Annotated in this window: 18 protein-coding genes; 7 read left to right on the forward strand and 11 right to left on the reverse strand. The window is 66.2% G+C overall.

What is annotated here, in order from left to right; all coding sequences use genetic code 11:
• Positions 1-40: 40 nt before the first annotated feature.
• The gene (locus IP92_RS11585) at positions 41-2,320 is read right to left on the reverse strand and encodes an LPS-assembly protein LptD (protein ID WP_145874726.1); all 2,280 of its coding nucleotides are present in this window, start codon (positions 2,318-2,320) and stop codon (positions 41-43) included.
• Between the two features lie 114 nt (positions 2,321-2,434).
• Between IP92_RS11585 and IP92_RS11590 the strand changes: the two genes are divergently transcribed.
• Genes IP92_RS11590 through IP92_RS11605 form a run of 4 tightly spaced genes read left to right on the forward strand, consistent with a single transcriptional unit; the run spans position 2,435 to position 6,699 of the window.
• Positions 2,435-3,511 (forward strand): aminoglycoside phosphotransferase family protein, encoded by a 1,077-nt coding sequence (locus IP92_RS11590; RefSeq protein WP_145874728.1) that lies wholly within the window; start codon positions 2,435-2,437, stop codon positions 3,509-3,511.
• 7 nt (positions 3,512-3,518) lie between these two features.
• A complete protein-coding gene (gene murU, locus IP92_RS11595; protein ID WP_145874731.1) occupies positions 3,519-4,235 on the forward strand; it encodes an N-acetylmuramate alpha-1-phosphate uridylyltransferase MurU in 717 nt (238 codons plus the stop codon).
• A complete protein-coding gene (locus tag IP92_RS11600) occupies positions 4,232-5,563 on the forward strand; it encodes an aminopeptidase P N-terminal domain-containing protein (protein ID WP_145874733.1) in 1,332 nt (443 codons plus the stop codon). Before murU ends, IP92_RS11600 begins: the two co-directional genes overlap by 4 nt.
• 8 nt (positions 5,564-5,571) lie before the next feature.
• Complete coding sequence (locus tag IP92_RS11605; protein WP_145874911.1) at positions 5,572-6,699, forward strand: FAD-dependent monooxygenase; 1,128 nt, start codon at positions 5,572-5,574, stop codon at positions 6,697-6,699.
• Between the two features lie 200 nt (positions 6,700-6,899).
• On the opposite strand, the gene IP92_RS11610 is transcribed toward IP92_RS11605, so the two are convergent.
• The 10 genes from IP92_RS11610 to IP92_RS11655 form a co-directional block, all read right to left on the reverse strand.
• Positions 6,900-8,186 carry a sugar MFS transporter gene (locus tag IP92_RS11610; RefSeq protein ID WP_145874736.1) on the reverse strand — a complete coding sequence of 429 codons (1,287 nt, stop codon included), beginning with the start codon at positions 8,184-8,186 and terminating at the stop codon, positions 6,900-6,902.
• Positions 8,187-8,211: 25 nt separating this feature from the next.
• Positions 8,212-10,683, reverse strand: a complete 2,472-nt coding sequence (locus IP92_RS11615) for a glycoside hydrolase family 3 protein (protein WP_145874739.1) — start codon at positions 10,681-10,683, stop codon at positions 8,212-8,214.
• Positions 10,684-10,710: 27 nt separating this feature from the next.
• Positions 10,711-13,437 carry a TonB-dependent receptor gene (locus IP92_RS11620; protein ID WP_145874742.1) on the reverse strand — a complete coding sequence of 909 codons (2,727 nt, stop codon included), beginning with the start codon at positions 13,435-13,437 and terminating at the stop codon, positions 10,711-10,713.
• A 216-nt stretch (positions 13,438-13,653) separates the two neighbouring features.
• Positions 13,654-15,036 (reverse strand): GH1 family beta-glucosidase, encoded by a 1,383-nt coding sequence (locus IP92_RS11625; protein WP_199271945.1) that lies wholly within the window; start codon positions 15,034-15,036, stop codon positions 13,654-13,656.
• Positions 15,023-16,312 carry a glycoside hydrolase family 5 protein gene (locus IP92_RS11630; protein ID WP_145874746.1) on the reverse strand — a complete coding sequence of 430 codons (1,290 nt, stop codon included), beginning with the start codon at positions 16,310-16,312 and terminating at the stop codon, positions 15,023-15,025. Before IP92_RS11630 ends, IP92_RS11625 begins: the two co-directional genes overlap by 14 nt.
• A 90-nt stretch (positions 16,313-16,402) precedes the next feature.
• On the reverse strand, positions 16,403-17,434 hold the full coding sequence (locus tag IP92_RS11635) for a LacI family DNA-binding transcriptional regulator (protein WP_145874748.1): 1,032 nt from the start codon (positions 17,432-17,434) through the stop codon (positions 16,403-16,405).
• A 60-nt stretch (positions 17,435-17,494) separates the two neighbouring features.
• A complete protein-coding gene (locus IP92_RS11640; RefSeq protein ID WP_145874750.1) occupies positions 17,495-18,931 on the reverse strand; it encodes a glycoside hydrolase family 30 protein in 1,437 nt (478 codons plus the stop codon).
• 255 nt (positions 18,932-19,186) lie between these two features.
• Positions 19,187-20,641 carry an NAD(P)(+) transhydrogenase (Re/Si-specific) subunit beta gene (locus IP92_RS11645; RefSeq protein ID WP_145874752.1) on the reverse strand — a complete coding sequence of 485 codons (1,455 nt, stop codon included), beginning with the start codon at positions 20,639-20,641 and terminating at the stop codon, positions 19,187-19,189.
• Entirely contained in the window at positions 20,638-20,946 is a 309-nt protein-coding gene (locus IP92_RS11650) for a proton-translocating transhydrogenase family protein (RefSeq protein WP_145874754.1), read from the reverse strand. The genes IP92_RS11645 and IP92_RS11650 overlap by 4 nt, the downstream gene beginning before the upstream one ends.
• Positions 20,947-20,956: 10 nt before the next feature.
• Positions 20,957-22,069 (reverse strand): Re/Si-specific NAD(P)(+) transhydrogenase subunit alpha, encoded by a 1,113-nt coding sequence (locus IP92_RS11655; protein WP_145874757.1) that lies wholly within the window; start codon positions 22,067-22,069, stop codon positions 20,957-20,959.
• Positions 22,070-22,228: 159 nt separating this feature from the next.
• Here IP92_RS11655 and IP92_RS11660 point away from each other — a divergent pair, with 159 nt between their 5' ends.
• The 3 genes from IP92_RS11660 to IP92_RS11670 form a co-directional block, all read left to right on the forward strand.
• Positions 22,229-22,711, forward strand: coding sequence for an NUDIX hydrolase (locus IP92_RS11660; protein ID WP_145874759.1), 483 nt, complete (start codon positions 22,229-22,231; stop codon positions 22,709-22,711).
• 16 nt (positions 22,712-22,727) lie between these two features.
• Positions 22,728-23,837, forward strand: coding sequence for a tRNA 2-thiouridine(34) synthase MnmA (gene mnmA / locus IP92_RS11665; RefSeq protein ID WP_145874762.1), 1,110 nt, complete (start codon positions 22,728-22,730; stop codon positions 23,835-23,837).
• Positions 23,838-24,016: 179 nt separating this feature from the next.
• Positions 24,017-24,249, forward strand: a 233-nt coding sequence (locus tag IP92_RS11670) for a helix-turn-helix domain-containing protein (protein WP_229418737.1), incomplete at its 3' end; no start/stop codon positions are given.

Consider the following 24,249-nt stretch of genomic DNA (forward strand, 5'->3'; position numbering starts at 1 on the left):
GAAGGATATCAGGTCCGCGCCGTCCAAATGTAACAAGAGGTCAGCGGCGATAGCCTTCGTTCAGGCGCTGGTAGCCGGGGATGCTGTTCTTCAGCACTTCCAGCGGATTGCCGATGCCGAACTTCGACAGGCCATTCAGCTCGAGCTGGAAGAATATCTGCGAGGACGTCTTGTTCGTCGTCGTCACGAAGCGCTGCGCGCCCATGCGGAACACCCAGCAGTCGCAGTTGTATTCCAGTCCCACCAGGCTCTCCAGGATGCGGTGATCCTTCATCGAGTAGCTCATGCGGCCCACGCCGAACCACTTCTGCGAGATCGGCCACTGGGTCGAGAAGTCGATGTTCTTGAAGTTATCGCGCTGGAAGCGGTAGCCCGCATTGAAGACCTTCTTCGGCCCCGGCTGCCACTGCACGTTGAAGTTCGACGTCTCGACGCGGTGATCGCCCTGGTTGTACTGCACGGCGCTGTCCACGCCCCAGGTTTCGGAGATGCGGCCGGTGGCGGCCAGCAGCAGGTCGGAGCGGCGCGACGTGACGGCAGTGGCCGTATCAGTCAGCTGCACGCGCTGGTCCTTGAAGTAGAAGCGCTGGCCGAACGCGAGGCGCAGGCGCTCCGCTCCACTCTCCTCGAGGAAGCGCGAGACGATGGCCGCCGTCATCTGGTTCGCGTCGCCGATCCGGTCCGAGCCGACGAAGCGGTTTTCCGCGAACAGCTGCGTGAAGTTGAACGTCGCATCGGCCGTGTCGAACACGGGCACGTCGGTCTGGTCGCGGTACGGCGTGTACACATAGAACAGGCGCGGCTCCAGCGTCTGCGTCACGGCGCGGCCGAACAGCTTGGTCGACCGTTCGAATTCCAGGCCGGAGTCGAGCGAGAACGTGGGGACCGCCTTCGATACCGAGCGGCTTTCCTCTTTGCCGAACGCGTCGAGCTGATAGGCGGTGGCGCTCAGCATCAGCTTCGGCGTGATGAAGTAGCTGGGGCTGATGATCGGGAAACTGACCTGCGGCTGCACGACGACGCGGTCACCGTTGATCTTCGAATCGAACGAGCAAACCGTCTGGCCGGCGATGTTCTTGCCAGCGCAGATCGTCTCGTCCGAATAATGGAAGCGCGTCACTTCCGCGTTCACCTGCCAGTCGAATCCGCCCACATCGTAGCGGGCGGCGTGGAAGTTCACGGCCGGCAGCCGGTCGTACGGACGCGGCGTCAACGTCGTCGTATCCGGGTCCTGCAGCACCTGGTACTTCTGCACGCGCGCCGTCAGGCCCCAGTATTCGCCGCGGTAGTCGGTGCGCAGCTCCTTGAGCAGCTGGCGCTCGGCACTGCCGGCCACGTTCTTCGAGAAGTCGGTCGGATAATCCTCGTCCGACGCGGCGCGCACGTTCCAGCCGAACGACCAGTCCTTCGCCAGCGCCTGCGAGTGCGTGGACGTGATCTGCCAGCGGTCGATGCCGCGTTCCTTGTCGTTGTGCAGGTACTCGACCGCGGTGCGGCCCTCGTACGTGCCGGCATCGGTCTCGCCGATGTAGCGGCCCACGGCGCCGATCTGCAGGCCGCGCCGCGAGATGTAGTGCGGCGACACGGTCAGGTCGCGGTTCGGCGCGATGTTGAAGTAGTAAGGCAGCGTCAGTTCGGCGCCGCCGCGCGACGAGAAGCCCGGCACCGCCGGCAGCAGGCCGGAACGGCGCGCCCCCGACAGCGAGAACGACAGCGCCGGTGTGCCGATCAGCGGCACGTCCTTGAAATAGACGACGGTGCCGCTGGCCACGCCCACGTCGCGCCCCTGGTCCAGGGTCAGCGTGCTCGATTTGACGTACCAGTCCGGGTTCGGGCCTTCGCACGTGCTGTAGGTGCCGTCGATGACAGTGGCCTGGTCTTCGCTGAGGAAGTCGATGCGGCGCGCCTTGCCCTGCGCGTTGTTCATTTCAAGCTTGTAGGTCGGCTGCAGCATGAAGCCGACACCCGTCTCCGTGTTGATCTTGAATTCGTCGGCCGTGTAGTAGTCGCCGAAACGCCAGATCCGCACGTTGTCCTTCGCCTCCAGTTCGGATTCGACCTGGCGGTAGCAGGCCGATTCGGCCGTCACGCGCATCTTGTCGCGCACCACCTCGACGTCGCGGGTCAGCACCAGCTCCCGTTCCGGCCGGCCGTTGATTTCCTCCGCGCGGATCGTCACCGGCGCATCCGGATCCTCCACACGCGGCGTGCCCTTGCCCGGGGGCTGCTGCGCCTGGGCATGGACGGGTGCCGACGACGCGGCGATCAGGGCGGAGATGGCGAACGCCCAACGTTTCTTGAAGGGTGGGGCCAGGCTCATGAAAGGAACGATACGCGAAGCACCATGAAAGGCGATTTTTTGAATTGAATCCCTTATTATATGGGATTATCCTGTGACCGACCGGTTTGGCCAGGCCTCATGTACTCAAGTCTCATGTCCCATCCTACTCCATCACCTGCTTCCTCGTTGCATAATTTACCATCCGCGACGCCCGAACAGCGCCTCGCTGCACTGAAAACCTGGCTGCAAGGCCTGGGCATCGTCGATCCCGCATCGGCGCGGCCGGCGTCGTCCGATGCAAGCTTCCGCCGCTACTTCCGCGTCGACGTGCTGCCTGCCCTGCAAGGCCAGTACGGCACCACGCTCGTCGCGATGGACGCGCCGCCGGAACGGGAGAATACCGCGGCCTTCGTGAAGGTCGACGCACTGCTGAAGGAAGCCGGCGTCGCGGTCCCGACGATCCACGCCGAGGACCTGCAACAAGGCTTCCTGCTACTGTCCGACCTGGGCACCACCACTTACCTGCAGGCGCTGAACCACGACAACGCGGCCACGCTGTACGCTGAAGCGCTGGCCGCGCTGGTGAAGATCCAGCTGCGCAGCCAGGGCGGCGTGCTGCCCGAATTCGACCGCGCATTCATGCTGCGCGAACTGAACCTGTTCCCCGAGTGGTACATCGGCAAACACCTGGACACCACGCTGACGGACGCGCAGAGCGCCGAACTGCAGAAGGTCTTCGACCACATCATCGCGAACTGCCTCGCGCAGCCGCAGGTCTACATGCACCGCGACTACCATTCGCGCAACCTGATGTGGATGGACGAGGACAACCCCGGCATCCTCGACTTCCAGGACGCCGTGTACGGCCCGATCACGTACGACGCGGCCTCGCTGCTGCGCGATGCCTACGTGTCGTGGGACGAGGAACTGGTGCTGGACTGGGTGATCCGCTACTGGCAGCACGCGAAGGCGGCCGGCCTGCCGGTGCGCAAGGACTTCGATGCGTTCTACAAGGATTTCGAATACATGGCGCTGCAACGGCACCTGAAGATCCTCGGCATCTTCACGCGCCTGAACCACCGCGACGGCAAGAGCATGTACCTGGGCGACCTGCCGACGGTGCTGGCCTACGTGCGCGCGACGGCAAACCGCTACCGCGAGCTGCGCCCGCTGATCAAGCTGCTCGACAGCCTGGAAGCGCACCAGCCCGACGTGCGCTACACGTTCTGAGGCCGTCATGAAAGCCATGATCTTCGCCGCCGGCCGCGGCGAGCGGATGCGCCCCCTGACGGACACTTGCCCGAAACCGCTCCTGAAGGTGCGCGGCCGGCCGCTGATCGAGTGGCACGTGCTGAACCTGGTGCGCGCCGGGATCACCGAGATCGTCATCAACCACGCCCACCTGGGCCACATGATCGAGGAGTACCTGGGCGACGGCAGCCGCTTCGGCGCCACCATCCGCTATTCCGCGGAAAAGGAAGCGCTGGAGACGGCCGGCGGCATCGCGTATGCGCGCCACCTGCTGGGCGAGGAGCCGTTCGTGGCGATCTCCGGCGACATCTACTGCCCCCAGTTCGATTTCGCGGAAGTGAAGGACGTGCTGCACGATAAGGACATGTGGGGCCATGCCTATACCGCCGAACAGCGCGACATCGCCTGGATCTGGCTCGTGTCGAACCGCTGGTTCAGCCCGAAGGGCGACTTCGGCCTGAACCTGTACACGGTGACCAATACGGGCGAACCCAAATGGACCTACGGGAACATCGGCGTGTTCCGCCCCGAGATGTTCGATGCCATCGCGCCGGGCCAGCACTATGGCCTGGGCAAGCTGCTGCGCGAGTTCGCGGACCAGGGCCGCGTGGGCGGCGAAGTCTATGAAGGCGAGTGGGAAAACGTCGGCACCGTGCAGCAGCTCGAACAGCTGAACGCGCCCTTCGGCGCCGGCAAGGCATGAGCGCGTACGCCGCACGCCGCGCGGCCCTCGTCGCGCGGATGGAGCCGGGCGCTGTCGCCTTCCTGGCCACCGCGCCGGAAGCGGTGCGCAACGGCGACAGCGAATACCCGTACCGGCACGACAGCGCGTTCTTTTACTTGACGGGCTTCACGGAACCGGAGAGCGCGCTGGTGCTGGTGGCCGCGCGTGGCGACCAGCCGGCGCGTGCCATCCTGTTCTGCCGCGAGAAGAACCCCGAGCGCGAGATCTGGGACGGCCTGCGTTACGGCCCGGCCGCCGCGCAGGCCGAATTCGGCGTCGAGGCGTTTCCCGTCGCGGCGCTGGACGACAAGCTGGTCGAACTGCTGGCCGACGCGCCGGCACTGTACTGCCGCCTGGCCCGCGACGAGCGGCTCGACGGGCAGCTGCGCCGCTGGTTCGACGGTGTCCGTGCGAAATCGCGCAGCGGCATCGTCGCGCCGCCGCAGCTGCGCGACCTGGTGCCGCTCGTCGACGAGATGCGCGTCGTGAAGGATGAAGGGGAGCAGGCGGTGATGCTGCGCGCCGGCCAGATCTCCGCCGCGGCGCACCGCCGCGCGATGGCGGCCACGCGCCCCGGCATGTTCGAATACGAGCTGGAGGCGGAGCTGCTGTACGAATTCCGCAAGAACGGCGCGCAGTTCCCGGCCTATACGCCGATCGTCGCATCGGGCGCCAACAGCTGCATCCTGCATTACAACAGCAACAACCGCCGCATGCAGGACGGCGACCTGGTGCTGATCGACGCCGGTTGCGAGCTCGATGGCTATGCATCGGACATCACGCGCACGTGGCCCGTCAACGGCCGCTTCTCCGCGCCGCAGCGCGAGCTGTACGAACTGGTGCTGGCGGCACAACAGGCGGCGTTCGACGCGATCCTGCCCGGCCGCACGTTCCATGGCGCGCACGACGCGGCCGTGAAGGTGCTGGCCCAGGGCATGCTCGACACGGGCCTGCTGGACAAGAACACGGCCGGCACGCTGGACGACGTCATCGCCAACAAGGCCTACACTGCGTTCTACATGCACGGCACCAGCCACTGGCTGGGCATGGACGTGCACGATACCGGCGCTTACCGCGACGCGTCGCTGCCGGACAAGCCGTCGCGCCCACTCGTCGAAGGCGTGGTGCTGACGGTGGAGCCGGGCATCTACGTGCGCCCCGGTCCGGGCGTGCCGGAGCGCTACTGGCACATCGGCATCCGCATCGAGGACGACGTCGTCGTCACGGCGCACGGACCGCGCGTGCTGACGGACGACGTGCCGAAAGCCGTCGCCGACATCGAACGCCTGATATTGCAAGGAGCATAAGCATGGTCATGAGCGTGCGCTACGACGTGGCGATCTGCGGCGCCGGCCCCGCCGGCATGGCGCTGGCGGCACTGCTGGTGCGCCGGCACGTGGCACCCGAGCGCATCACGCTGATCGACGCCAAGCCGCTGGACGTGGCGCGCGACGACCCGCGTTCGCTGGCGCTGTCGTGGGGCAGCCGGCAGATCCTGGAGCAGGTCGGCGCCTGGCCCGTGCCGGCGACGCCGATCCACGAAATCCACGTGTCCCGTAAGGGCCGCTTCGGCCGCAGCATGATCACGCGCGACGAACACCAGGTCCACGCGCTTGGCTACGTGACGCGCTATGGGGACGTGGTCGGCGTGCTGGCCGATGTCGTGCAGCGGGCCGGCATCCCCGCGCTGCGCCCGGCCCGGGTCACGAACATCGACGAAGGCACGGACGCGGTGCAGCTGACGCTAGAAGATGGGCGCGAAGTGCAGGCGGGGATCGTCGTGCAGGCCGAGGGCGGCCTGTTCGGCAGCCAGCCCGACAAGCTGAAGACGCGCGATTACGGCCAGACGGCGATCATCGCGCACGTACGTGCCGCGCAGCCGATCGCGCACCGTGCGTACGAGCGCTTCACGGACGAAGGCCCGCTGGCGCTGCTGCCCGAGGACGACGGCTATTCGATGGTGTGGTGCGTTCGCCCGGAAACGGCGCAGGAACTGCTGGCGCTGGACGATGCCGCGTTCCTGGCGCGGCTGGGCGCGATGTTCGGCGAGCGTCTGGGCCGCTTCACGGACGCGACGCGCCGCCTCGCCTTCCCGCTCGGCCTGAACGCGGGCATGACGGGGACCGCGCGTACCGTCGCCATCGGCAACGCGGCGCAGACGCTGCATCCGGTGGCGGGCCAGGGCCTGAACCTGGGCCTGCGCGACGCGGCCGTCCTGGCTCGCGTGCTGGCGCGCGGCGCGACGCCGGAACACCTGGCGGAATTCGCGACGCTGCGCCGGCAGGATCGCGACGTGACGGTCACGCTGACGGACACGATGGCGCGCATCTTCGCCAACACGTCGCCGCTGCAACCGGCGCTGGGCCTGACCCTCGCCGCGATCGACCTGTTCTCGCCGGCCCGCTCGGTGCTCGCCGAGCTGATGATGTACGGCCGGCGCTGAAGTTTTTGCCTTAAGCGTTAAAGAGCCGCGGTCGTTTTCTGACCCCACGGCCGATGCCGGGGTCAGACCCGTCGGGGTGAGGCAGGGGTTTCGCGAAGCACTGCTTCGCGCCTGCCGAACGGTTCGGGCTTGCAAGCCCGAACTCCTTCCTGACCCCGGCATCTGCCGTTGGGTTTAACGACGATCGTAACCCGCTGCTATTACGTCTTGTGCAGGTTCGCGTACTTCAACCCGAAGTACAGGATGAACGCATAGCACGCGGCGGGTACCACGAACGACAGCTGCACGCCGATCGTGTCGGCCAGCGCGCCTTGCGCGAACGGCACCAGCGCGCCGCCGACGATCGCCATGCACAGCAGGCCCGATGCCTGGCCCGTCTGCTTGCCCAGCTTGTGCAGCGCCATCGAGAAGATCGTCGGGAACATGATCGAGTTGCACAGGCCGACCGCGAGGATCGCGAACATCGCCAGCTTGCCGCCGCCGAGCGCCGCGGTGGCGATCAGCGCGATGCTGGCGGCCGCGTTGAACGCCAGCGCCTTGCCGGGACTGATCCTGCGCATCACGGCGAAGCCGATGAAGCGGCCGATCATCGCGCCGCCCCAGTACAGGCTCACGTAGCTCGCCGCTTGCGCGGCCGTCATGCTGCCGATCTTCGGGTTCTCCAGGAAGTTGATCAGGAAGCTGCCGATCGAGACTTCGCCACCCACGTAGACGAAGATGCCGATCGTGCCCAGTACCAGGTGCTTGTGGGCGAACAGTTCGCTGAATTTGCCCTGCTCGTCGTCGCCGGACGCGTCGACGATCTTCGGCAGCCGCGCCAGTGCGAACAGCACCGCGAGCAGCATCAACGTACCGGCCAGCACCAGGTAGGGCCCTTGCACGCTGGCGGCCTCCATCGCGCGGTACGCCAATTGCTCGGCTGCGGGCCAGCGTGCCAGTTCGTCCGCGCTGTGCACGCCTTTCGACAGGATCAGCATGCCGCCCAGCGCCGGCGCCACCGTCGTGCCCAGCGAGTTGAACGCCTGCGTCAGCGTCAGCCGGCTCGATGCCGTACGCGGATCGCCCAGCACCGTCACGTAGGGATTGGCGGCCACCTGCAGGATCGTGATCCCGCCGGCCAGCACGAAGAACGCGCACAGGAACACGCCGTAGCCGGACGTGGCGGCCGGGTAGAACAGCGCGCAGCCCAGCGCCGCGATGACGAGGCCCGTGACGGCGCCGCGCTGGTAACCCAGCCGGCGGATCAGCATGCCGGCCGGGATCGACACGATCAGGTAGGCGCCGAAGAAGCAGAACTGCACGAGCATCGCCTGCACGTAGGTCAGCGTGTACACCGCCTTCAGGTGGGGGATCAGCACGTCGTTGAGCGACGTCAGCAGACCCCACATGAAGAACAGCAGCGTGATGATGACGAGCGGGCCGGTGTTGTTGCGTGCGGCCGCGCCGGCCTCGGGCGGCAGCGCGGCTGCCTGCGTATAGCGTTCCATGGTGACTCCAGTGTAGCGGGACCGGTTATTGTACGCAGTTGACCGCATCCTGGTCGTTCGCGGCGCCGCCGACGACCTGGATGTTCGTGAACGCGGCCACCAGTGCGCCCTGTGCCGCCACGCGGAACGGCGTATCGACCTTGTCCAGGTTCGCGCCGCGGAAGCACGCCAGCGGTACCTTGACGGTCTTCTTGCCCTGGCCCGCCAGCCGCGCGAATTCGCCCGCCAGGTCGACCGATGCGCCGCCAAGCGACACCTGCACCGGGCCTTGCGGTGCGGCGGTGACGATCGTGTCGAACGTCAGCGCTCCGCCCTGCCTTGCCCACGCGGGAATCGCACGCGGTGCCGCCGCACGCGCCTCGATGAAGCCGGGGCCCGTCCACGTGACCTTCTTCGCATCCTGCTGCGTGTTGATCTGCGCGATTTCCACCTTCAACGTGGGCAGCGTATGCGTCACGTTCAGGTCCGCGCCCAGCGCGCGGCGCTCGCCGCCGCCTTCCACGTACAGCGGGTACGTGGCGCGGTCCGACTGGTTGAACACGGGGAAGGCATTGGTCTTGCCGCAGCCGGCCGTGCTGCCGTCCTCGCGCAGCTTACCCACCTTCTTCGCGGCGCCATACGCGAGGCCGTAACCGTACGCGAACTGCGGCGCATAGCCCTTGTCGCCGATGTTGAGCGGCGCCTGGCACACGGTCTTCGGCCACGAGAACGACAGCTTGCCGCTGAACGGCACGTTCACCTTGCCGTCGGCGCCGCGCACCAGCACGTCCGCCACGCCCTTGCCTTCGGAGCCCGGCAGCCAGGCGGCCACGAAGCTGTCCGACAGGTTGATCAGGTCGTTCGCATACAGCGGCCGCCCCGCGACGAACAAGGTGACCACCGGCTTGCCCTTGCCGGCGACGGTCTTCAGCACGGCCAGGTCTTCCGGATAGCGGCTGCTGTGACGCAGGTTCGCGGCCGGGCCGATGTCGCCGTCGCCCTCCGCATACGGCCCTTCGCCGATCACGGCAACGACCACGTCGTAATCCGCCACGTTGACGCCCGCGCCGTCGGCACTGTACGTGACGTGCGGCGCCATTTCCTTCAGGCCCGCCAGGATCGTGTCGCCGTTCGGGAAGTCGCTGTTCTTGTTGTCCGTGCCCTGCCACGTCAACGTCCAGCCGCCCGTCTGGTTCGCCATATTGTCGGCGCTCTTGCCGACGACGAGGATCTTCCTGTCGCGTGCCAGCGGCAGCACGTTGCCGTCGTTCTTCAGCAGCACCAGCGACTCCTGCACCAGCTTGCGCGCCAGCGCGCGCGCCTGCATCGACTCCATCTTGCCGGCATGGGCGGAGGCCGAGGGCTTCTGCAGATTAGCGCGCAGCTTCACGCGCAGGATGCGCGTTACCGCGTCGTCGATGCGCGCCATCGGGATCACGCCATCCTTCACCTGCTGCACCGTGTTGGCGATGAAGCGCTTCCAGTCGTCCGGCACCATCACCATGTCGATGCCGGCATTGATCGCCTGCGGGCAGCTGTCGTTGCGGCAGCCCGGCACTTCCGCGATGCCGTTCCAGTCCGTGACGACGAAGCCATCGAAGCCCAGCTTCTGCTTCAGCACCTCCGTCAACAGTTCGCGGTTGCCGTGCATCTTGCCGTAGTCCTTGCCGGCGGCGACGTCGTTCCAGCTGTTATACGACGCCATCACCGTCTGCGCACCGGCCGCCAGCGCAGGATAGTAGCCGGCCGCGTGGACACCGATCATCTCGGCTTTCGTGGACTTGTTCACGCCGCGGTCCTTGCCCTGGTCCGTGCCGCCGTCGCCCATGTAGTGCTTGGCGGTGGCGACGACGTTCGCATCGCCCGTCAAGCCGCCCTGCAAGCCCTTCACGTACACGCTTGCATACTCGGCGACGATGCCCGGGTCTTCCGAGAAGCTTTCATAGGTGCGGCCCCAGCGGTCGTCGCGCACGACGGCCAGCGTGGGCGCGAACACCCAGTTGATGCCGGTGGCGCGCACGGCCTGCGCGACGGCCTGCGCCATCTCACCGACCCGCTTCGGATCGCGCGCCGCACCGAGTCCGATGTTATGCGGGAACAGCGTTGCGCCGATCACGTTGCTGTTGCCGTGCATCGCATCGATGCCCCAGATGACGGGGATCTTGTGGCGCATGTCGGTCGCCATCGACGCGTCGTAATACGCGTCCGCCAGCTTCACCCAATCGGCCGGCGTCGCGTACTTGTTCCCGTTCGGCCAGCTGCCGCCGCCATTGAGCACGGAGCCCAGGTAGTACTTGCGCACGTCGTCCGGCTGCGTCGTCTTGATTTCCGACTGCGTCATCTGGCCGACCTTCTGCTCCAGCGTCATGCTGGCCACGATCTCGCGGATGCGGGCTTCCAGTCGTGCATCCGGCGCCACCGCGCTCTTCACCTGCGGCCAGTCCGTCACCGGGGCCGCATGGGCATGGCACGCCAACAGCTGGGCCGCCGCGGCCAGTAAGGTCAAACGTCGCTTCATGTCATCTCCTCGTTTCAAATCTTGTCGTCAAAGCTTGTAGTTCAGGCCGAGCAGCATCTGCCGGCCATAGGTCGTGTAGCGCTCCGGTGCATACGCGCCGCTGGCGAACGGATCGCCCTGGCGGGTCTGGTACGGCTCGTTGTTCAGGTTATTCACCTGCAGCAGGATCGACAGGCCCTTGTACGGCCCCGACTCGATCGCATAGCCGACCTGGAAGTCGATCTGCTTCTCGGCCAGGATTTCCGAGAACGAGCGCTGCGCGAACAGGCCCGTCACCTCGCCGCGATACGCCGAGCGGTAGCGCTGGCTGACGCGCGTCGAGAAGCCGTACTTTTCGTAGTACAGCGTGATGTTGCGCACCACGCCCGACAGGCCGGGCAGCTTTTCCTTCGTGCCCGGGCCGTTCGGGTGGATCGAGCTTTCGGTGCCGGACACGCTGGCGATCAGCCCGAAGCCGTCGAGCGGATCCCACAGCATGCCGCCTTCGAGGGAACCGGACAGCTCGACACCGCGCACCATGCCGCCATTGCCGTTCGCCGGCCGGTTCAGCGTGCCGATGTTGGAGATCGGCTCGACGGTGGACGGGTTCGGGAAGCCCGTGAAGTCGTGCGCCGTCTGCTGGTTGTAGATGTACGTCTTCAGCTTCTTGTAGAAGTAGGCGCCGGCGATGTAGCTGCGCTTGCCGAAGTATTTTTCCATCGACAGGTCGTACGAATTCGCGCGCCACGGTTCCAGCCGCGGATTGCCGCCGCTGCCGCTCCATTCGAACGTCGTGCCGGACACGCCGCCCGATACCCCGGCACGCATGTCGGACATCTGCGGGCGCGCCAGCGTCTTCGCCGCGCCGAAGCGCAGCGTCCACGCGTCGCTCCAGCGCCCCAGGTCGAAGATCAGGTTCGTGCTGGGCAGGTAGTCCGTATAGCTGGCGCCGCCGTTGATGTCCTTCAGCTGGCCGCCGACAACGGCAACGCCGCGCGACTCCTGATTCACGTGCACCACCTGCATGCCGACGTTGCCGCGCAGCGGCACCGGCCCCAGTTCCGTATCGATCGACAGCTTCGCGTAACCGGTCGCCGTTTTCTCCGTCACGCCCCAATCCTGCAACGCCTGGTCATCGGGCCGCGCCGGCTGCTGGTCGTAGTACTTCGCCAGCACACCCATCACGTCGTACGCCATCACGGCGGGGATGCCGGAAAACGCCAGCGACGTCGATGGCCGCAGCAGGTCGCTCGATACCTGCGCCGGCGCGCGGCCGTTCTTCAGGAACCAGTAGTTATTGGTGTCCGCGTGTTCCTTCTCGCGCTTCGACAGATACAGGCCGCCCTCGACGCTGCGCCACAAACCATCGAGCTCGCGCTTGGCACCAAGCTTCAGCGCGCCCAGCTTGTCCTCGACGACGGGGCGGTGCATGTCGGCGTCCTTGCCCCAGTCGGCAACGTCGGCCAGCCGCATCAAGCCCGCGTCCGTGAAGTCGACGGACGGAGTGAACACGGGCAGGCCGGCGCCGACGGGAATGCGGAACCTGAAGTTGTTGTCCGTGAGGCCGGACTTCGCGGGACCGAGGCCGGCATAGGTCTCGAGCACCTGCTCGCGCCGCTTCGCGCTCGAATACGACAGGTCGCCTTCGAACGACCAGCGATCGAGCTTGTACTTGTTGTTCCAGCCGAAGGCCGCCAGCTTGTCCTTGCGGGTGTTGTAGTCGTTGCGGATGATCGGTTCCAGGTTCACGAGCACGCCGCCCGTCAGCAGCCGCGTGCCGCCGATCGTGTCGATGACGGGGTCGCGGTAGGCGATATTGCTCCACTGGTGCGAGTTCCACATCGCACCGCGCATCGTCGTCTTCTGGTCGAACTCCGAGTAGTACAGGTCCAGCGCCGTGCGGTAGTTCTTGTCCGGCCGGTACTCCAGCACGGCCATCAGGCCGTCGCGCACCATCTCGCGCGACGTCGCCGTCACCTCGGCCCCCTTCAGCGCCACCACGTCCGCATTGCCCGGGCCCAGGTTGTTGTCGGCACCCCACCACCACGACTTGTATTCCTTCTGCTGGCCCGGCGCATCGAGGTGCGCGAAGCCGACGGCCACGCCCAGCTTGCGGTCCATGAACTGGTCGACGTACGACACGGAAAAGCGCCCGCCCCGGTCCGAGACGCCCGTATTCAGTTTGCCGTTCGAGTTCTTTTCCGCACGCGCGTTCAGCGCAATGGTGCGCCCCGGCATATCAAGCGGGCGCACCGTCTGCAGGTCGACGGTGCCGGACAGGCCCTGCCCCATCAGCGACACGTCGGGCGTCTTGTACACGGTTACGCCGTTGATCAGCTCCGACGGGTACTGGTCGTATTCGGCGCCGCGGTTGTTGCTGGTCGAGACCTGCTCGCGGCCGTTCAGCAGCGTCCCGGAGAAATCGGGCGCGAGGCCGCGGATCGAGATCACCTGCGCCCGCCCTTCGACGCGTTGCGCCGTCAGGCCGGCCAGCCGGGCGATCGACTCGGCGATCGACATGTCCGGCAGCTTGCCGATGTCTTCCGCCGTCACCGCTTCGACGATCGAATCGGCATCGCGCTTGATCGCGATCGAGTTCTCGATACTGCGCCGCATGCCGGTCACGACGACGGACTGGATGGCGCTGTCCGCGGCCGGCGTATCGGCTTGCTGCGCGTGCGCGGCGCTTGCGAACAGCAGCGGGCAGCAGCCGAGCAGCGCGGCAGCGAGCGGGGTCAGGCGGGGCAAGCCCTGCCGGGGTGGGAAGTGGCGCATCGTATCGTCTCCTGTTGTTATGTGCCGGCTAGAACGGCTGACTCCGTGTCCCTCTGGGGTCAGACCCCAGAGGGACACAAGCTCATCCGTGCAGCGCTCATGGCCTGGATGTATTTGCGATTGGAAAGGTTCCCAATCGCGGCGCCAAGCCGGATTGGAAACGTTACCAATTTGCGCTGCAATTATTGCCGCCGGCTGTTTTTCTTGTCAACGAGACTACGGGGTTTGTGGAAAATTGGCGACGGGCGCCGCGCCGTGCAGGAAGTCGCGGTACCACTTGCCGCTGTCCTTGAGGATGCGCTGTTGCGTGGCGGAGTCGACGTAGGTCAGGCCGAAGCGGCGCGTGTAGCCTTCGGCCCATTCGAAGTTGTCCAGCAGGCTCCAGGCGAAATAGCCGGCCACCGGCACGCCGGCGGCAATGGCTTCCCGCAGCGCGGCCAGGTGGCGCACGAGGAACGACGTCCGCGCTGCATCGTGCACCTGGCCGTCCGTCACCTCGTCGTCGTAGCACGAGCCGTTCTCCGTCACGTACAACTCCCGCGGCCCGTATTCGTCGTGAATGCGGCGCAGCAGGCCGAGCATGCCGGAGGGTGCCACTTCCCAGCCGAACGCGGTGCGCTCCACGCCCTCGCGGTGCACCACGCGCGCATGCAGTGGCCCTGTGCCGGGCGCCGCGGCGATCGCTTCCGGGAAGTAGTAGTTCAAGCCCGTGAAGTCGGTCGGCACGGCGATCGCTTCGACGTCGCCCGGCTCGATGCGGGGTGCCGCGTCGCGCAGCGCTTCCAGCACGTCTTGCGGATAGCCCTTGCCGAACAGCGGGTCGAGGAACCAGCGGTTGCGCAAGCCGTCGTGACGGTGCGCGGCAGCGGCATCGTCGGCGCTGCCGGACGCGGGGTGGATCGGGTGCAGGCTCAGGGCGATGCCGACCCGCGCGCCGGGCACGTTGGCGCGGATCACCGGCACCGCCAGGCCGTGCGACAGCAGCACGTGGTGGCTGGCCTGCAGCGCCGAGGCGACGTCGCGGATGCCAGGCGCGTGCATGCCGTCCATGTGACCGTGCATCGCCGTGCACCACGGCTCGTTGTGCGTGATCCATTGCGCCACGCGGTCGCCCAGCCGGCGCGTGACGGCATCCACGTAATCGACGAACGCATGCACGGTGCCGCGCGCCATCCAGCCGCCGCGGTCCTGCAGCAGTTGCGGCAGGTCCCAGTGGTACAGCGTGGGCCACGGCTGCAGGCCTCGTTCCAGCATGCCGTCCACCAGCCGGTCGTAGAAGTCGAGGCCCCGCTGGTTCGGCTGGTGGCCATCGCCGATGATGCGCGGCCACGCGATCGAGAAGCGGTAGCCGTTGGTGCCGAGCGCACGCGCCAGGTCGAGATCCTCGGGCCAGCGGTGGTAATGGTCGCAGGCGACGCTGCCGGACGAGCCGTCGCGGATGCGGCCCGGCTGTTCGCAGAAGCGGTCCCAGATCGAATCGACCCGGCCGTCCTCGCGGCGCGCGCCTTCGATCTGGTAGGCCGACGTGGACGTGCCCCACACGAAGCCGGGCGGGAAATCGGTGCGCGCCAGGGCGATGAAAGTATCAGTGTTGGTCATGGATATCCTGGATGCGCAGCGGCTTGGCGGTGGTGAGCCAGCGCAGCAGCGGTTGATGGAGTTCGTAAGATTGCGTGCCGAACGAGCGGAACAGCGCCTCGATGTCGGCCTTCGGTGCCTTCGTGAAGTCGAGCGCGGGCACCTTCGCGGATGGGGCGTTCGTCACGAAGCCCCACTTGCCGTCGCCCTGCCCGCCCTGCTGCGTGACGACCTTCCACGACCACGCCGTGGCCGCCCAGCCATACTTCGCATACGTGTCGAACGAGGCGCGCGCGACCTGGCCGCCCAGCTCCAGGCCCATCATCGCCCACGGCTGCATTTCGCCAATGAAGAACGCGGTATCAAGCCGGTGCAGGCGTTCGTCCCATTTGCAGACGGTATCGCCGGGGCCGGGCGCGCAGGTGAGCCAGTCGCGGTGCACCCGCAGGCCCGGCTTGCCCCAGCCGAAGTGGCCGGGATACGGATGCATCTCGAAGGCGACGTTCGTCATGCCATGGTCGCGCGGCTTGCCGTAGGCGTCGATGCCGTTCTTGCTGTGGCCCGGCAGGATGATCACGTGGTTCGTGTCGACGGCGCGGATCGCCGCGTACAGCTTGCGCACGTTGGCGGCCATCGTGTCCGGGTCCGTGCCCCACGGTTCGTTCAGCACGCTGTAGCCGGCCACCGCGCCGCGGTCCTTGTAGCGGCGGGCGATCTGCTGCCACAGCCACTCGGTTCGCGCCTGGTTCTCCGGCACAGTCCAGTACTGGTTGCGGTTCGCGCAGCCGCTGTGGTGCTCGATACCCTGGCTGCCGGCCGCACCGTGCAAATCGAGGATCACGTACATGCCGCGCCGCTCGGCCTGGTCGATCGCGTCGTCCAGGTAGCGCCAGGCGTCGGCACGCAAGGTACGCGGCTGCTTCTCGTCCTCGATCACCGTGTGGATGAACGGCAGGCGCACGGCGTTCAGGCCATGTTGGCGCATCAGGTCCCAGTCGCGCGTCGTGATCCAGTTGTCGCGGAACACGCGCATCAGCCGTTCGCGCTCCGCGTAGCCGAAGCGTTCATCCAGTGTCGCTTCCAGCTTGCACTGGTCGTCGACGGGCCCCGTCTTGTCGAGCTCCATCATCCAGAATTCGTTGATCAGCCAGTTGCCCAGGTTGGTGCCGCGCAGGACCACCTGCTTGCCATCCACACTCTGCCACTGGGTGCCGGCCGTGCGCAGCATCGGCAGCGGCGCCTGTGCCGTCGCCGTGCCGCACGCCGTGACGATCAGCGCCGCCATCAGTCGTTTCATGTCTCCTCCTGCGTTGTACGTGCGTTTATGGAAAGCTTTCCAAATCCACTTGAAAAAACAGGCGCGTACGGCGCCCGCACTTACTTGCACTTACTTGCGCTTCCTGGTCTTCGGCTGCGGCGCGGGCCCCACCGAGGCACGCTGCGTGACGCTGATCGGATAGCGCCGCGACACGGGCCGATCGCCGCCATAGCAGCGGTTCAGCAGCGCGTTCAGGCCGGACTTGACGACGTCGCGCCACGGGATGTGCACGGACGTCAGCCGTGGCGCGGAAAATTCCGCGCTCGGCGTATCGTCGTAGCCCAGCACTGACACGTCCTGCGGCACGCGCACGCCCGCTTCCTGGAAGTGCGACAGCGCGCCGACGGCCATCTCGTCGTTGGCGCAGAACAGCGCCGTGAACGGATAGCCGGACTCGAGCAGCTCCTTCGCGCACGCAAAGCCGCCTTCCGGCGAGAAGTCGCTCTCGGCGATCCACATGTCCCGCGTGTCGACACCGCGCTTCTTCAGTTCCTTCATGAAGCCTTCGATCCGCTGGGCGTTGTCCGGGGCCGTGGCCGGGCCGGCGATGACGGCGATCCTGCTGTGGCCCTGGTCGACAAGCGCCTGGGCGGCCAGCGCGCCGGCCTTGCGGTGATCGACCTGGAAGGCCAGTTCATCGAGGCCGCTGACGGCGCTGTTGACGACGACGATCTTCGCACCGCGCGCGGCCAGCATCGCGAAGTCTTCGTCCTCCAGGTTGTTACTCATCGAGATGATACCGTCGCAGCCGCGCTCCATCAGGAACTCGATGCCTTCGACGGCCTGGCCGCGCGCATCGCTCTGCCCGACGCCGAACGCGACGACCATGTGCAGGCCGTTGGCGCGCAGCTCCGTGTCGATCATCTGCAGGATCGGCGTATAGAACGTGCCCTTCAGGATGGGGATGTACACGCCGATCATCTTCGTAAAGCCGGACAGCAGGGAGCGCGCCGCGTGCGACGGACGGAAGCCCAGCTCCTCGATCGCCTTGCGCACCTTTGCCTGCGTCGCGGGCGACACGGCACCCTTGCCGCTCACGACGCGCGACGCGGTGCCCAACCCCACGCCCGCAAGCCGGGCTACGTCCTTGATGGTTGCCACTCTCGTTGTCCTATCGTCCGATGAAACCCGCAAGCATACTGCATCGTGCGCCGCCGTTCTTCATTTGCGCCATGCGAACGTCGCCACGCTTTTGGCCGGCAGCGTGTAGCCGAAGGTACGCGCGCTTTTGCTCATGCCTGTGCGGACGGCGAAGCGCCGCGACTCCGCTGCACCGTTCGCGACCAGCAGCGCCAGCGTGCCGTCGGCGTTGCGGAACGCGACCGTGTCCAGGTCCGCATAGCCGCTGCTGGACCAGATCCGCTGCGCGCCCGGCCGCACGAAGCGGCTCGCATGGGCCAGCGCATAGTATTCGACGTTGCGCGTGACCGCTCCGGTGGATGATTCGATCGTGACGACGCCGCGGCAGTTGGCGCAGCCGCCCAAGTGGGGGCCGTGCCGCTCGTCCAGCGCCAGGTTCCACAACAGCACACCTTGCGCCCAACCGCGCGTGGTGCCGACGATCAGCGTGCGCACGAAGTACTGAAGGTTGTCCGACCAGTTGGGCGCCCACTCGCCACCGGAACACTCAGTGAACCAGGTCTCCTTGTCCGGCCACGTGTCGTGCAGCGCCGCCTGCACGCGCACGTCGCCGCCATAGCAATGCCAGGCGACGCCGGCCACGTACTTGCTGGCGGCGGAATCGCGCAGCACGGCGGCGGGCGAATCGGGTTCGTTCCAGTTGTGGTCCCAGTCGAGGAGGCGCACTTGCGGATGCTCCTTCGCCAGCAGCGGCCCGAGGTGGTCCTTGATGAAGGCGGCGCGCCGGGCGGGATCGACACGCATGCCGGGATAGTCCTTCGGCTCGAAGTGCGGCTCGTTCTGCAACGTCAGCGCGAAGATCGGCACGCCCTCGGCCGCGTAGGCGGACACGTACTTCGACAGGTAAGCGGCAAACGCGCCATATGCTTCGGGCTTCAGGGTGCCTTGAATCAGGCTGTCCGTGCTCTTCATCCAGCCCGGCGCGCTCCATGGCGACGCCATCACCTTCAGCTGCGGATTGACGGCCAGCGCGGCCTTCGTCACGGGCAGCACGTCGGCCCGGTTCGGCGCGATCGAGAAATGCGCGAGCTCGGGATCGGACTGCCCGGGCGGCATGTCGTCGAAGCTGTAGTGGGTACGCGAAAAGTCGGAGGCGCCGATCGTCAGGCGGGTGAACGACAGGCCGATGCCCTTGGGCGGCGCGCCGAACAAGTCGTTCAACAACGCCTCGCGCTGCGGCGGCCTCATCCTCTGCTGGATCAGGTAGGCCGACGCATCGGTGATCGCCGCGCCGAAGCCGGTGATCCGCTGGTAGCGGCGGGACGGATCCACGTCGATGACGGGCACGTCGCTTGGCCGCGCGGCCTGCGGCACAAAGCGCGCATCGGCACCGCGCGCCAGCAACTGTGCCTGGTCACCCGTCGTGATCCAGGCCTGCACCGTCTGCGCCAGCGCGCCGGCCGCGCACAACGCCAGCAACGGCGCCGCCAACCAGCGCCGCGAAGTCGATCCCGCCATGTATGCCTCCTGCCCCTCCCGCTTGTGGAAACGTTACCATTTTGGCGGAATCATACAGGAAAACCGTTGGTGTCACGACATTTTTTTGCGGGATTGGGGGCGTAATGGCTGTGCTCGTGTCCACCTGGGGTCAGACCCCGACATCGGACACGAACTCAGCCATATAAGCTGCTTGGCTGAGGCCGTGTCCAGTGTCCGGGTCTGACCCCAGAACTGAAAAAGTGGACACGAGCTCGGCCTTACGTGACAGCCGTGCTAGTCCACCGCCTTGACCATCTCCTCGATGACCTTCTTCGCGTCGCCGAACACCATCATCGTCTTGTCCATGTAGAACAGCTCGTTGTCGAGGCCTGCGTAGCCGGAGGCCATCGAGCGTTTGTTGACGATGATCGTCTTGGCCTTGTACGCCTCGAGGATCGGCATGCCGGCGATTGGCGATTTCGGGTCTTTCGCGGCGGGGTTGACGACGTCGTTGGCGCCCAGGATCAGCGCCACGTCGGCCTGGCCGAATTCGCCGTTCACGTCCTCCATCTCGAACACCTGGTCGTACGGCACCTCCGCTTCGGCCAGCAGCACGTTCATGTGCCCCGGCATCCGCCCCGCCACCGGGTGGATCGCGTACTTGACGGTGACGCCGTGCTCCGTCAGCTTCTCCACCAGTTCCTTCAGCGCGTGCTGGGCACGGGCGACGGCCAGGCCGTAGCCGGGCACGATGATGACCGTCTCGGCATTGCTCATCACGAATGCGGCGTCGTCGGCGGAGCCGGATTTCACCGGGCGCTGCACCTGCCCGGCGCCACCGGTGCTGGCCGCCGCCGCGTCGCCGCCGAAGCCGCCCAAGATCACGTTGAAGAACGAGCGGTTCATCGCCTTGCACATGATGTACGACAGGATCGCGCCGGACGAGCCGACCAGCGAGCCGGCGATGATCAGCATCGAGTTATTCAGCGAGAAGCCGATGCCTGCCGCCGCCCAGCCGGAGTAGCTGTTCAACATCGACACGACGACGGGCATGTCCGCCCCGCCGATCGGGATGATGATCAATACGCCCAGCACGAACGCCAGCGCCGTCATCGCGAGGAACGGCCCCCACGCGGGTGCCACGCCCCCGGCGAACACGAACGCGAGGCCCAGCCCGATCATCACCAGCGCCAGCACGAGGTTCAGAATGTGCTGGCCGGAGAATACGACGGGCGCGCCCTGGAACAGCCGGAACTTGTACTTGCCGGCGAGCTTGCCGAACGCGATGACGGAACCGGAGAACGTGATCGCGCCGACGAACGTGCCGATGAACAGCTCGATGCGGTTCCCCAGCGGCAGCGCCTCGCCCGGCGCCGCGATGCCGAATGCCTGCGGCTCGGACACTGCGGCCACCGCGATGCAGACGGCGGCGAGACCGATCAGCGAGTGCATCGCCGCCACCAGCTCCGGCATCTTCGTCATCTCGACGGTCTTTGCCAGATACGTGCCGATCGCGCCGCCGACGATGACGCCCAGCGCCACCAGACCGAATCCCATGCCGCCGCCATCGGCATTGAGCTTGGCGATCAGCGCCAGGGTCGTGACGAACGCGATGGCCATGCCGGCCATGCCGAACGCGTTGCCGCGCCGTGCGGTGGCCGGTGAAGACAGGCCCTTGAGCGCCTGGATGAAGCACACGGAGGCGACGAGGTACAGCATCGTCACCAGGTTCATCGAGATGAAGGTCATTGCTGGCCTCCCTCTTTCTTTTCCTTCTTCTTGAACATCTCGAGCATCCGCTGCGTGACGAGGAAGCCGCCGAACACGTTGACGGCCGCCAGCGCGACGGCGACGGTGCCGGCCACCTGGCCGACGATGCCGTCCGTGAGGCCGGCCGCCAGCATGGCGCCGACGATGATGATGGCGGAGACGGCATTCGTGACGGCCATCAGCGGCGTGTGCAGCGCCGGTGTCACGGTCCAGACGACGTGGTAGCCGACATAGATGGCCAGCACGAAGATGATCAGGTTGATGATGGTGTGGCTGACTTCCATGACGCTCTCCTTATTTTCTGAGTATGTCTCCGCCGTGCGCCACGAGCGTGGCCTTGATGATCTCGTCGCCCTGGTCGATCGTGAGCTTGTCTTCCTTGTCGATGATCAGCTTCAGGAAGTCGAGCACGTTGCGGGCGTACAGCGCGGACGCGTCGGCCGCCACGTGGCAGGCCAGGTTCGGCTCGCCGACGATGTGCACGCCGTGCTTGACCACCGTCTTGCCCAGCTCCGACAGCGGGCAGTTGCCGCCCTGCTCCACGGCGAGATCGACGATCACGGAGCCCGGCTTCATCGCCTGCACGGTCTCCTCGGCGATCAGCACGGGAGCCTTGCGGCCGGGGATCAGCGCCGTCGTGATGACGATGTCCGCGAGCTTCGCGCGCTCGTGCACGAGCTCCGCCTGGCGCCGCATCCAGTCCGCCGGCATCGGCCGCGCATAGCCCCCGACACCCTGGGCGATTTCCTTCTCCTCGTCGGTGAGGAACGGCACGTCGATGAACTTCGCGCCGAGCGATTCGACCTGCTCCTTGACGGGCGGGCGCACGTCCGAGGCCTCGATCACGGCCCCCAGCCGCTTGGCCGTGGCGATCGCCTGTAGGCCGGCCACGCCGACACCCATGATCAGCACGCGCGCGGCCTTCACGGTACCGGCGGCCGTCATCAGCATCGGCATGAAGCGCTGGTACGTGTTGGCCGCCACCATCACCGCCTTGTAGCCGGCGATGTTGGCCTGCGACGACAGCACGTCCATCGACTGCGCCCGCGTGATGCGGGGCACGGCCTCCAGCGCGAAGGCGGACAGGCCGGCCGACGCCATCACTGCGATGTTCTGTGCGTCGAACGGATTGAGCATGCCGATCAGGACCGCGCCGGGCTTCATCAACGCCCGCTCGCCCTGATCGGGCGCGCGCACCTTCAGCACGATCTCCGCGCCGTACGCATCGGCCGCGCTGCCGACGGTGGCGCCGGCAGCGACGTATGCATCGTCGGGGATGGAGGCGGCCATCCCCGCACCGGCCTGCACGATCAATTGGTGCTTGCCCGCCAGTTTTTTCACTGTTTCAGGTGTCGCGGCAACCCTCGTCTCCCCCGGCCGCGTTTCGGCCGGTATCCCTATCCTCATAAACCGCCTCCGAAGTTGTTGATAAACTTACCAAAATCTACCACGGAAATCTTGCCGGAATACCTTTTCCGGATGACAAAACAACATCGGCCGTCACGCGGCCGTCACATGCGCAGAAGCGGAACAGGCTAAAATACCGGCTCTTTCAAGGATGACTACATGCCGCGTACCTGGAAACCCAATGTGACCGTTGCCGCCGTCATCGAGCGTGACGGCAAGTTCCTGCTGATCGAAGAAGAGACCAGTGACGGCATCCGGCTGAACCAGCCGGCCGGGCACCTGGACCCGCTCGAGTCGCTCGAGCAGGCGGTGGTGCGCGAGACGCTGGAAGAAACGGCGTACGACTTCACGCCGACGGCGCTGGTGGGCATGTACATGTCGCGCTACCGCTCCGCGCGCACGGGCGAGCTGGTGACCTACCTGCGCTTTGCGTTCTGCGGCGAAGTGGGCCAGTACTACCCGGACCGTCCGCTGGACGACGGCATCCTGCGCACGATGTGGCTGACGCGCGACGAGATCGCCGCGTGCCGCGAGCGGCACCGCAGCCCGCTGCTGCTCACATGCGTCGACGAATACCTGGCCGGCAAGCGCGCACCGCTGGAGCTGCTGCACACCCATTCCTCGGTGTACGAGGAAGTTTAAGTTTGGAAGTACTGAAATGAGCAAGAAAAAAGTCGTGATCGGCATGTCCGGCGGCGTGGACTCCTCGGTGTCGGCATGGCTGCTGAAGGAACAGGGCTACGAAGTGGTGGGCCTGTTCATGAAGAACTGGGAAGACGACGACGATTCCGAATACTGCTCCACCCGGCAGGACTGGATCGACGCGGCCAGCGTGGCCGACGTCGTCGGCGTGGACATCGAAGCCGTCAACTTCGCCGCCGAATACAAGGACCGCGTATTCGCCGAATTCCTGCGCGAGTACCAGGCCGGCCGCACGCCGAACCCGGACGTGCTCTGTAACGCGGAGATCAAGTTCAAGGCGTTCCTCGATCACGCGATGCTGCTGGGCGCGGACCTGATCGCGACGGGCCACTATGCGCGCGTGCGCCACAACACCGCCACCGGCCGGCACGAGCTGCTCAAGGCGCTCGATCACACGAAGGACCAGAGCTACTTCCTGCACCGGCTGAACCAGGCGCAGTTGTCGAAGACCCTGTTCCCGCTGGGCGAGATCCCGAAGACGGAAGTGCGCCAGATCGCCGAGAAGCTGAAGCTGCCGAACGCGGCGAAGAAGGATTCGACAGGCATCTGCTTCATCGGCGAGCGCCCGTTCCGCGAATTCCTGAACCGCTACCTGTCGTACAAGCCGGGCCCGATGAAGACGCCGGACGGTAAAGTGGTCGGCGAGCACGTGGGACTGTCGTTCTACACGCTGGGCCAGCGCAAGGGCATCGGCATCGGCGGCGTGAAGAGCTACCAGAACGCGGACGGCAGCAGCGACGCGTGGTACGTCGCGCGCAAGGACGTGGCGACGAACACGCTGTGGGTCGTGCAAGGGCATGACCATCCGTGGCTGCTGTCGCCGAACCTGCAGGCCGACCAGGCCAGCTGGATCGCCGGCGTTCCCCCGGAAGCGGGGCCGCTGTCGGCCAAGACGCGCTACCGGCAAGCCGACGTGGCCTGCACCGTCGCGCCGCTGGGCCCCACCGACTTCGCACTGGACTTCACCGACCCGCAGTGGGCCGTGACGCCGGGCCAGTCGGCCGTGCTGTACGACGGCGACGTGTGCCTGGGCGGCGGCATCATCGCCGGCCCGCGGGAGGGTTGATTTTCAGGCGGGTCAGCGGCATCGAACGTTACCCCCAACGCAAACCCCGGGGTCAGACCCGACGGGTGTTTTGTCGGGACACATAGGTAACACCTGTCGGGAGACATAGGTAACACCTTTTATGATCATTGCACAGCCACTTACAGGAGCGTGCAATGCCTTGGAAGGAGTCCACCGCTATGTCATCTCGACAGGAATTCGTTCTGCTTGCACTCAGGCCTTCAGCTAACATTGCCGAGCTTTGCCGTCGATTCGGTGTTAGCCGGAAAACTGCCTACAAGTGGCTGGAGCGTTATCGTGCCGGCGGAGAGCTCGGGCTGCTTGATCGATCCCGGCAGCCGCACTCTTCCCCCGTCACTGCTGACGGCGAGCTTGAGATGCAAGTACTGGCGTTGCATCTTGAATACCCTTA

This window comes from Pseudoduganella flava, assembly GCF_007830495.1.
In the GTDB taxonomy this organism is placed as follows: Bacteria; Pseudomonadota; Gammaproteobacteria; order Burkholderiales; family Burkholderiaceae_D; genus Rugamonas; species Rugamonas flava.

What these genes read in the sequence shown, in the direction of transcription:
- IP92_RS11585 (WP_145874726.1), bottom strand. Translation starts at nt 2,320, where the DNA reads ATGAGCCTGGCCCCACCCTTCAAGAAACGTTGGGCGTTCGCCATCTCC.
- IP92_RS11590 (WP_145874728.1), top strand. Translation starts at nt 2,435, where the DNA reads ATGTCCCATCCTACTCCATCACCTGCTTCCTCGTTGCATAATTTACCA.
- murU (WP_145874731.1), top strand. Translation starts at nt 3,519, where the DNA reads ATGAAAGCCATGATCTTCGCCGCCGGCCGCGGCGAGCGGATGCGCCCC.
- IP92_RS11600 (WP_145874733.1), top strand. Translation starts at nt 4,232, where the DNA reads ATGAGCGCGTACGCCGCACGCCGCGCGGCCCTCGTCGCGCGGATGGAG.
- IP92_RS11605 (WP_145874911.1), top strand. Translation starts at nt 5,572, where the DNA reads ATGAGCGTGCGCTACGACGTGGCGATCTGCGGCGCCGGCCCCGCCGGC.
- IP92_RS11610 (WP_145874736.1), bottom strand. Translation starts at nt 8,186, where the DNA reads ATGGAACGCTATACGCAGGCAGCCGCGCTGCCGCCCGAGGCCGGCGCG.
- IP92_RS11615 (WP_145874739.1), bottom strand. Translation starts at nt 10,683, where the DNA reads ATGAAGCGACGTTTGACCTTACTGGCCGCGGCGGCCCAGCTGTTGGCG.
- IP92_RS11620 (WP_145874742.1), bottom strand. Translation starts at nt 13,437, where the DNA reads ATGCGCCACTTCCCACCCCGGCAGGGCTTGCCCCGCCTGACCCCGCTC.
- IP92_RS11625 (WP_199271945.1), bottom strand. Translation starts at nt 15,036, where the DNA reads ATGACCAACACTGATACTTTCATCGCCCTGGCGCGCACCGATTTCCCG.
- IP92_RS11630 (WP_145874746.1), bottom strand. Translation starts at nt 16,312, where the DNA reads ATGAAACGACTGATGGCGGCGCTGATCGTCACGGCGTGCGGCACGGCG.
- IP92_RS11640 (WP_145874750.1), bottom strand. Translation starts at nt 18,931, where the DNA reads ATGGCGGGATCGACTTCGCGGCGCTGGTTGGCGGCGCCGTTGCTGGCG.
- IP92_RS11645 (WP_145874752.1), bottom strand. Translation starts at nt 20,641, where the DNA reads ATGACCTTCATCTCGATGAACCTGGTGACGATGCTGTACCTCGTCGCC.
- IP92_RS11650 (WP_145874754.1), bottom strand. Translation starts at nt 20,946, where the DNA reads ATGGAAGTCAGCCACACCATCATCAACCTGATCATCTTCGTGCTGGCC.
- IP92_RS11655 (WP_145874757.1), bottom strand. Translation starts at nt 22,069, where the DNA reads ATGAGGATAGGGATACCGGCCGAAACGCGGCCGGGGGAGACGAGGGTT.
- IP92_RS11660 (WP_145874759.1), top strand. Translation starts at nt 22,229, where the DNA reads ATGCCGCGTACCTGGAAACCCAATGTGACCGTTGCCGCCGTCATCGAG.
- mnmA (WP_145874762.1), top strand. Translation starts at nt 22,728, where the DNA reads ATGAGCAAGAAAAAAGTCGTGATCGGCATGTCCGGCGGCGTGGACTCC.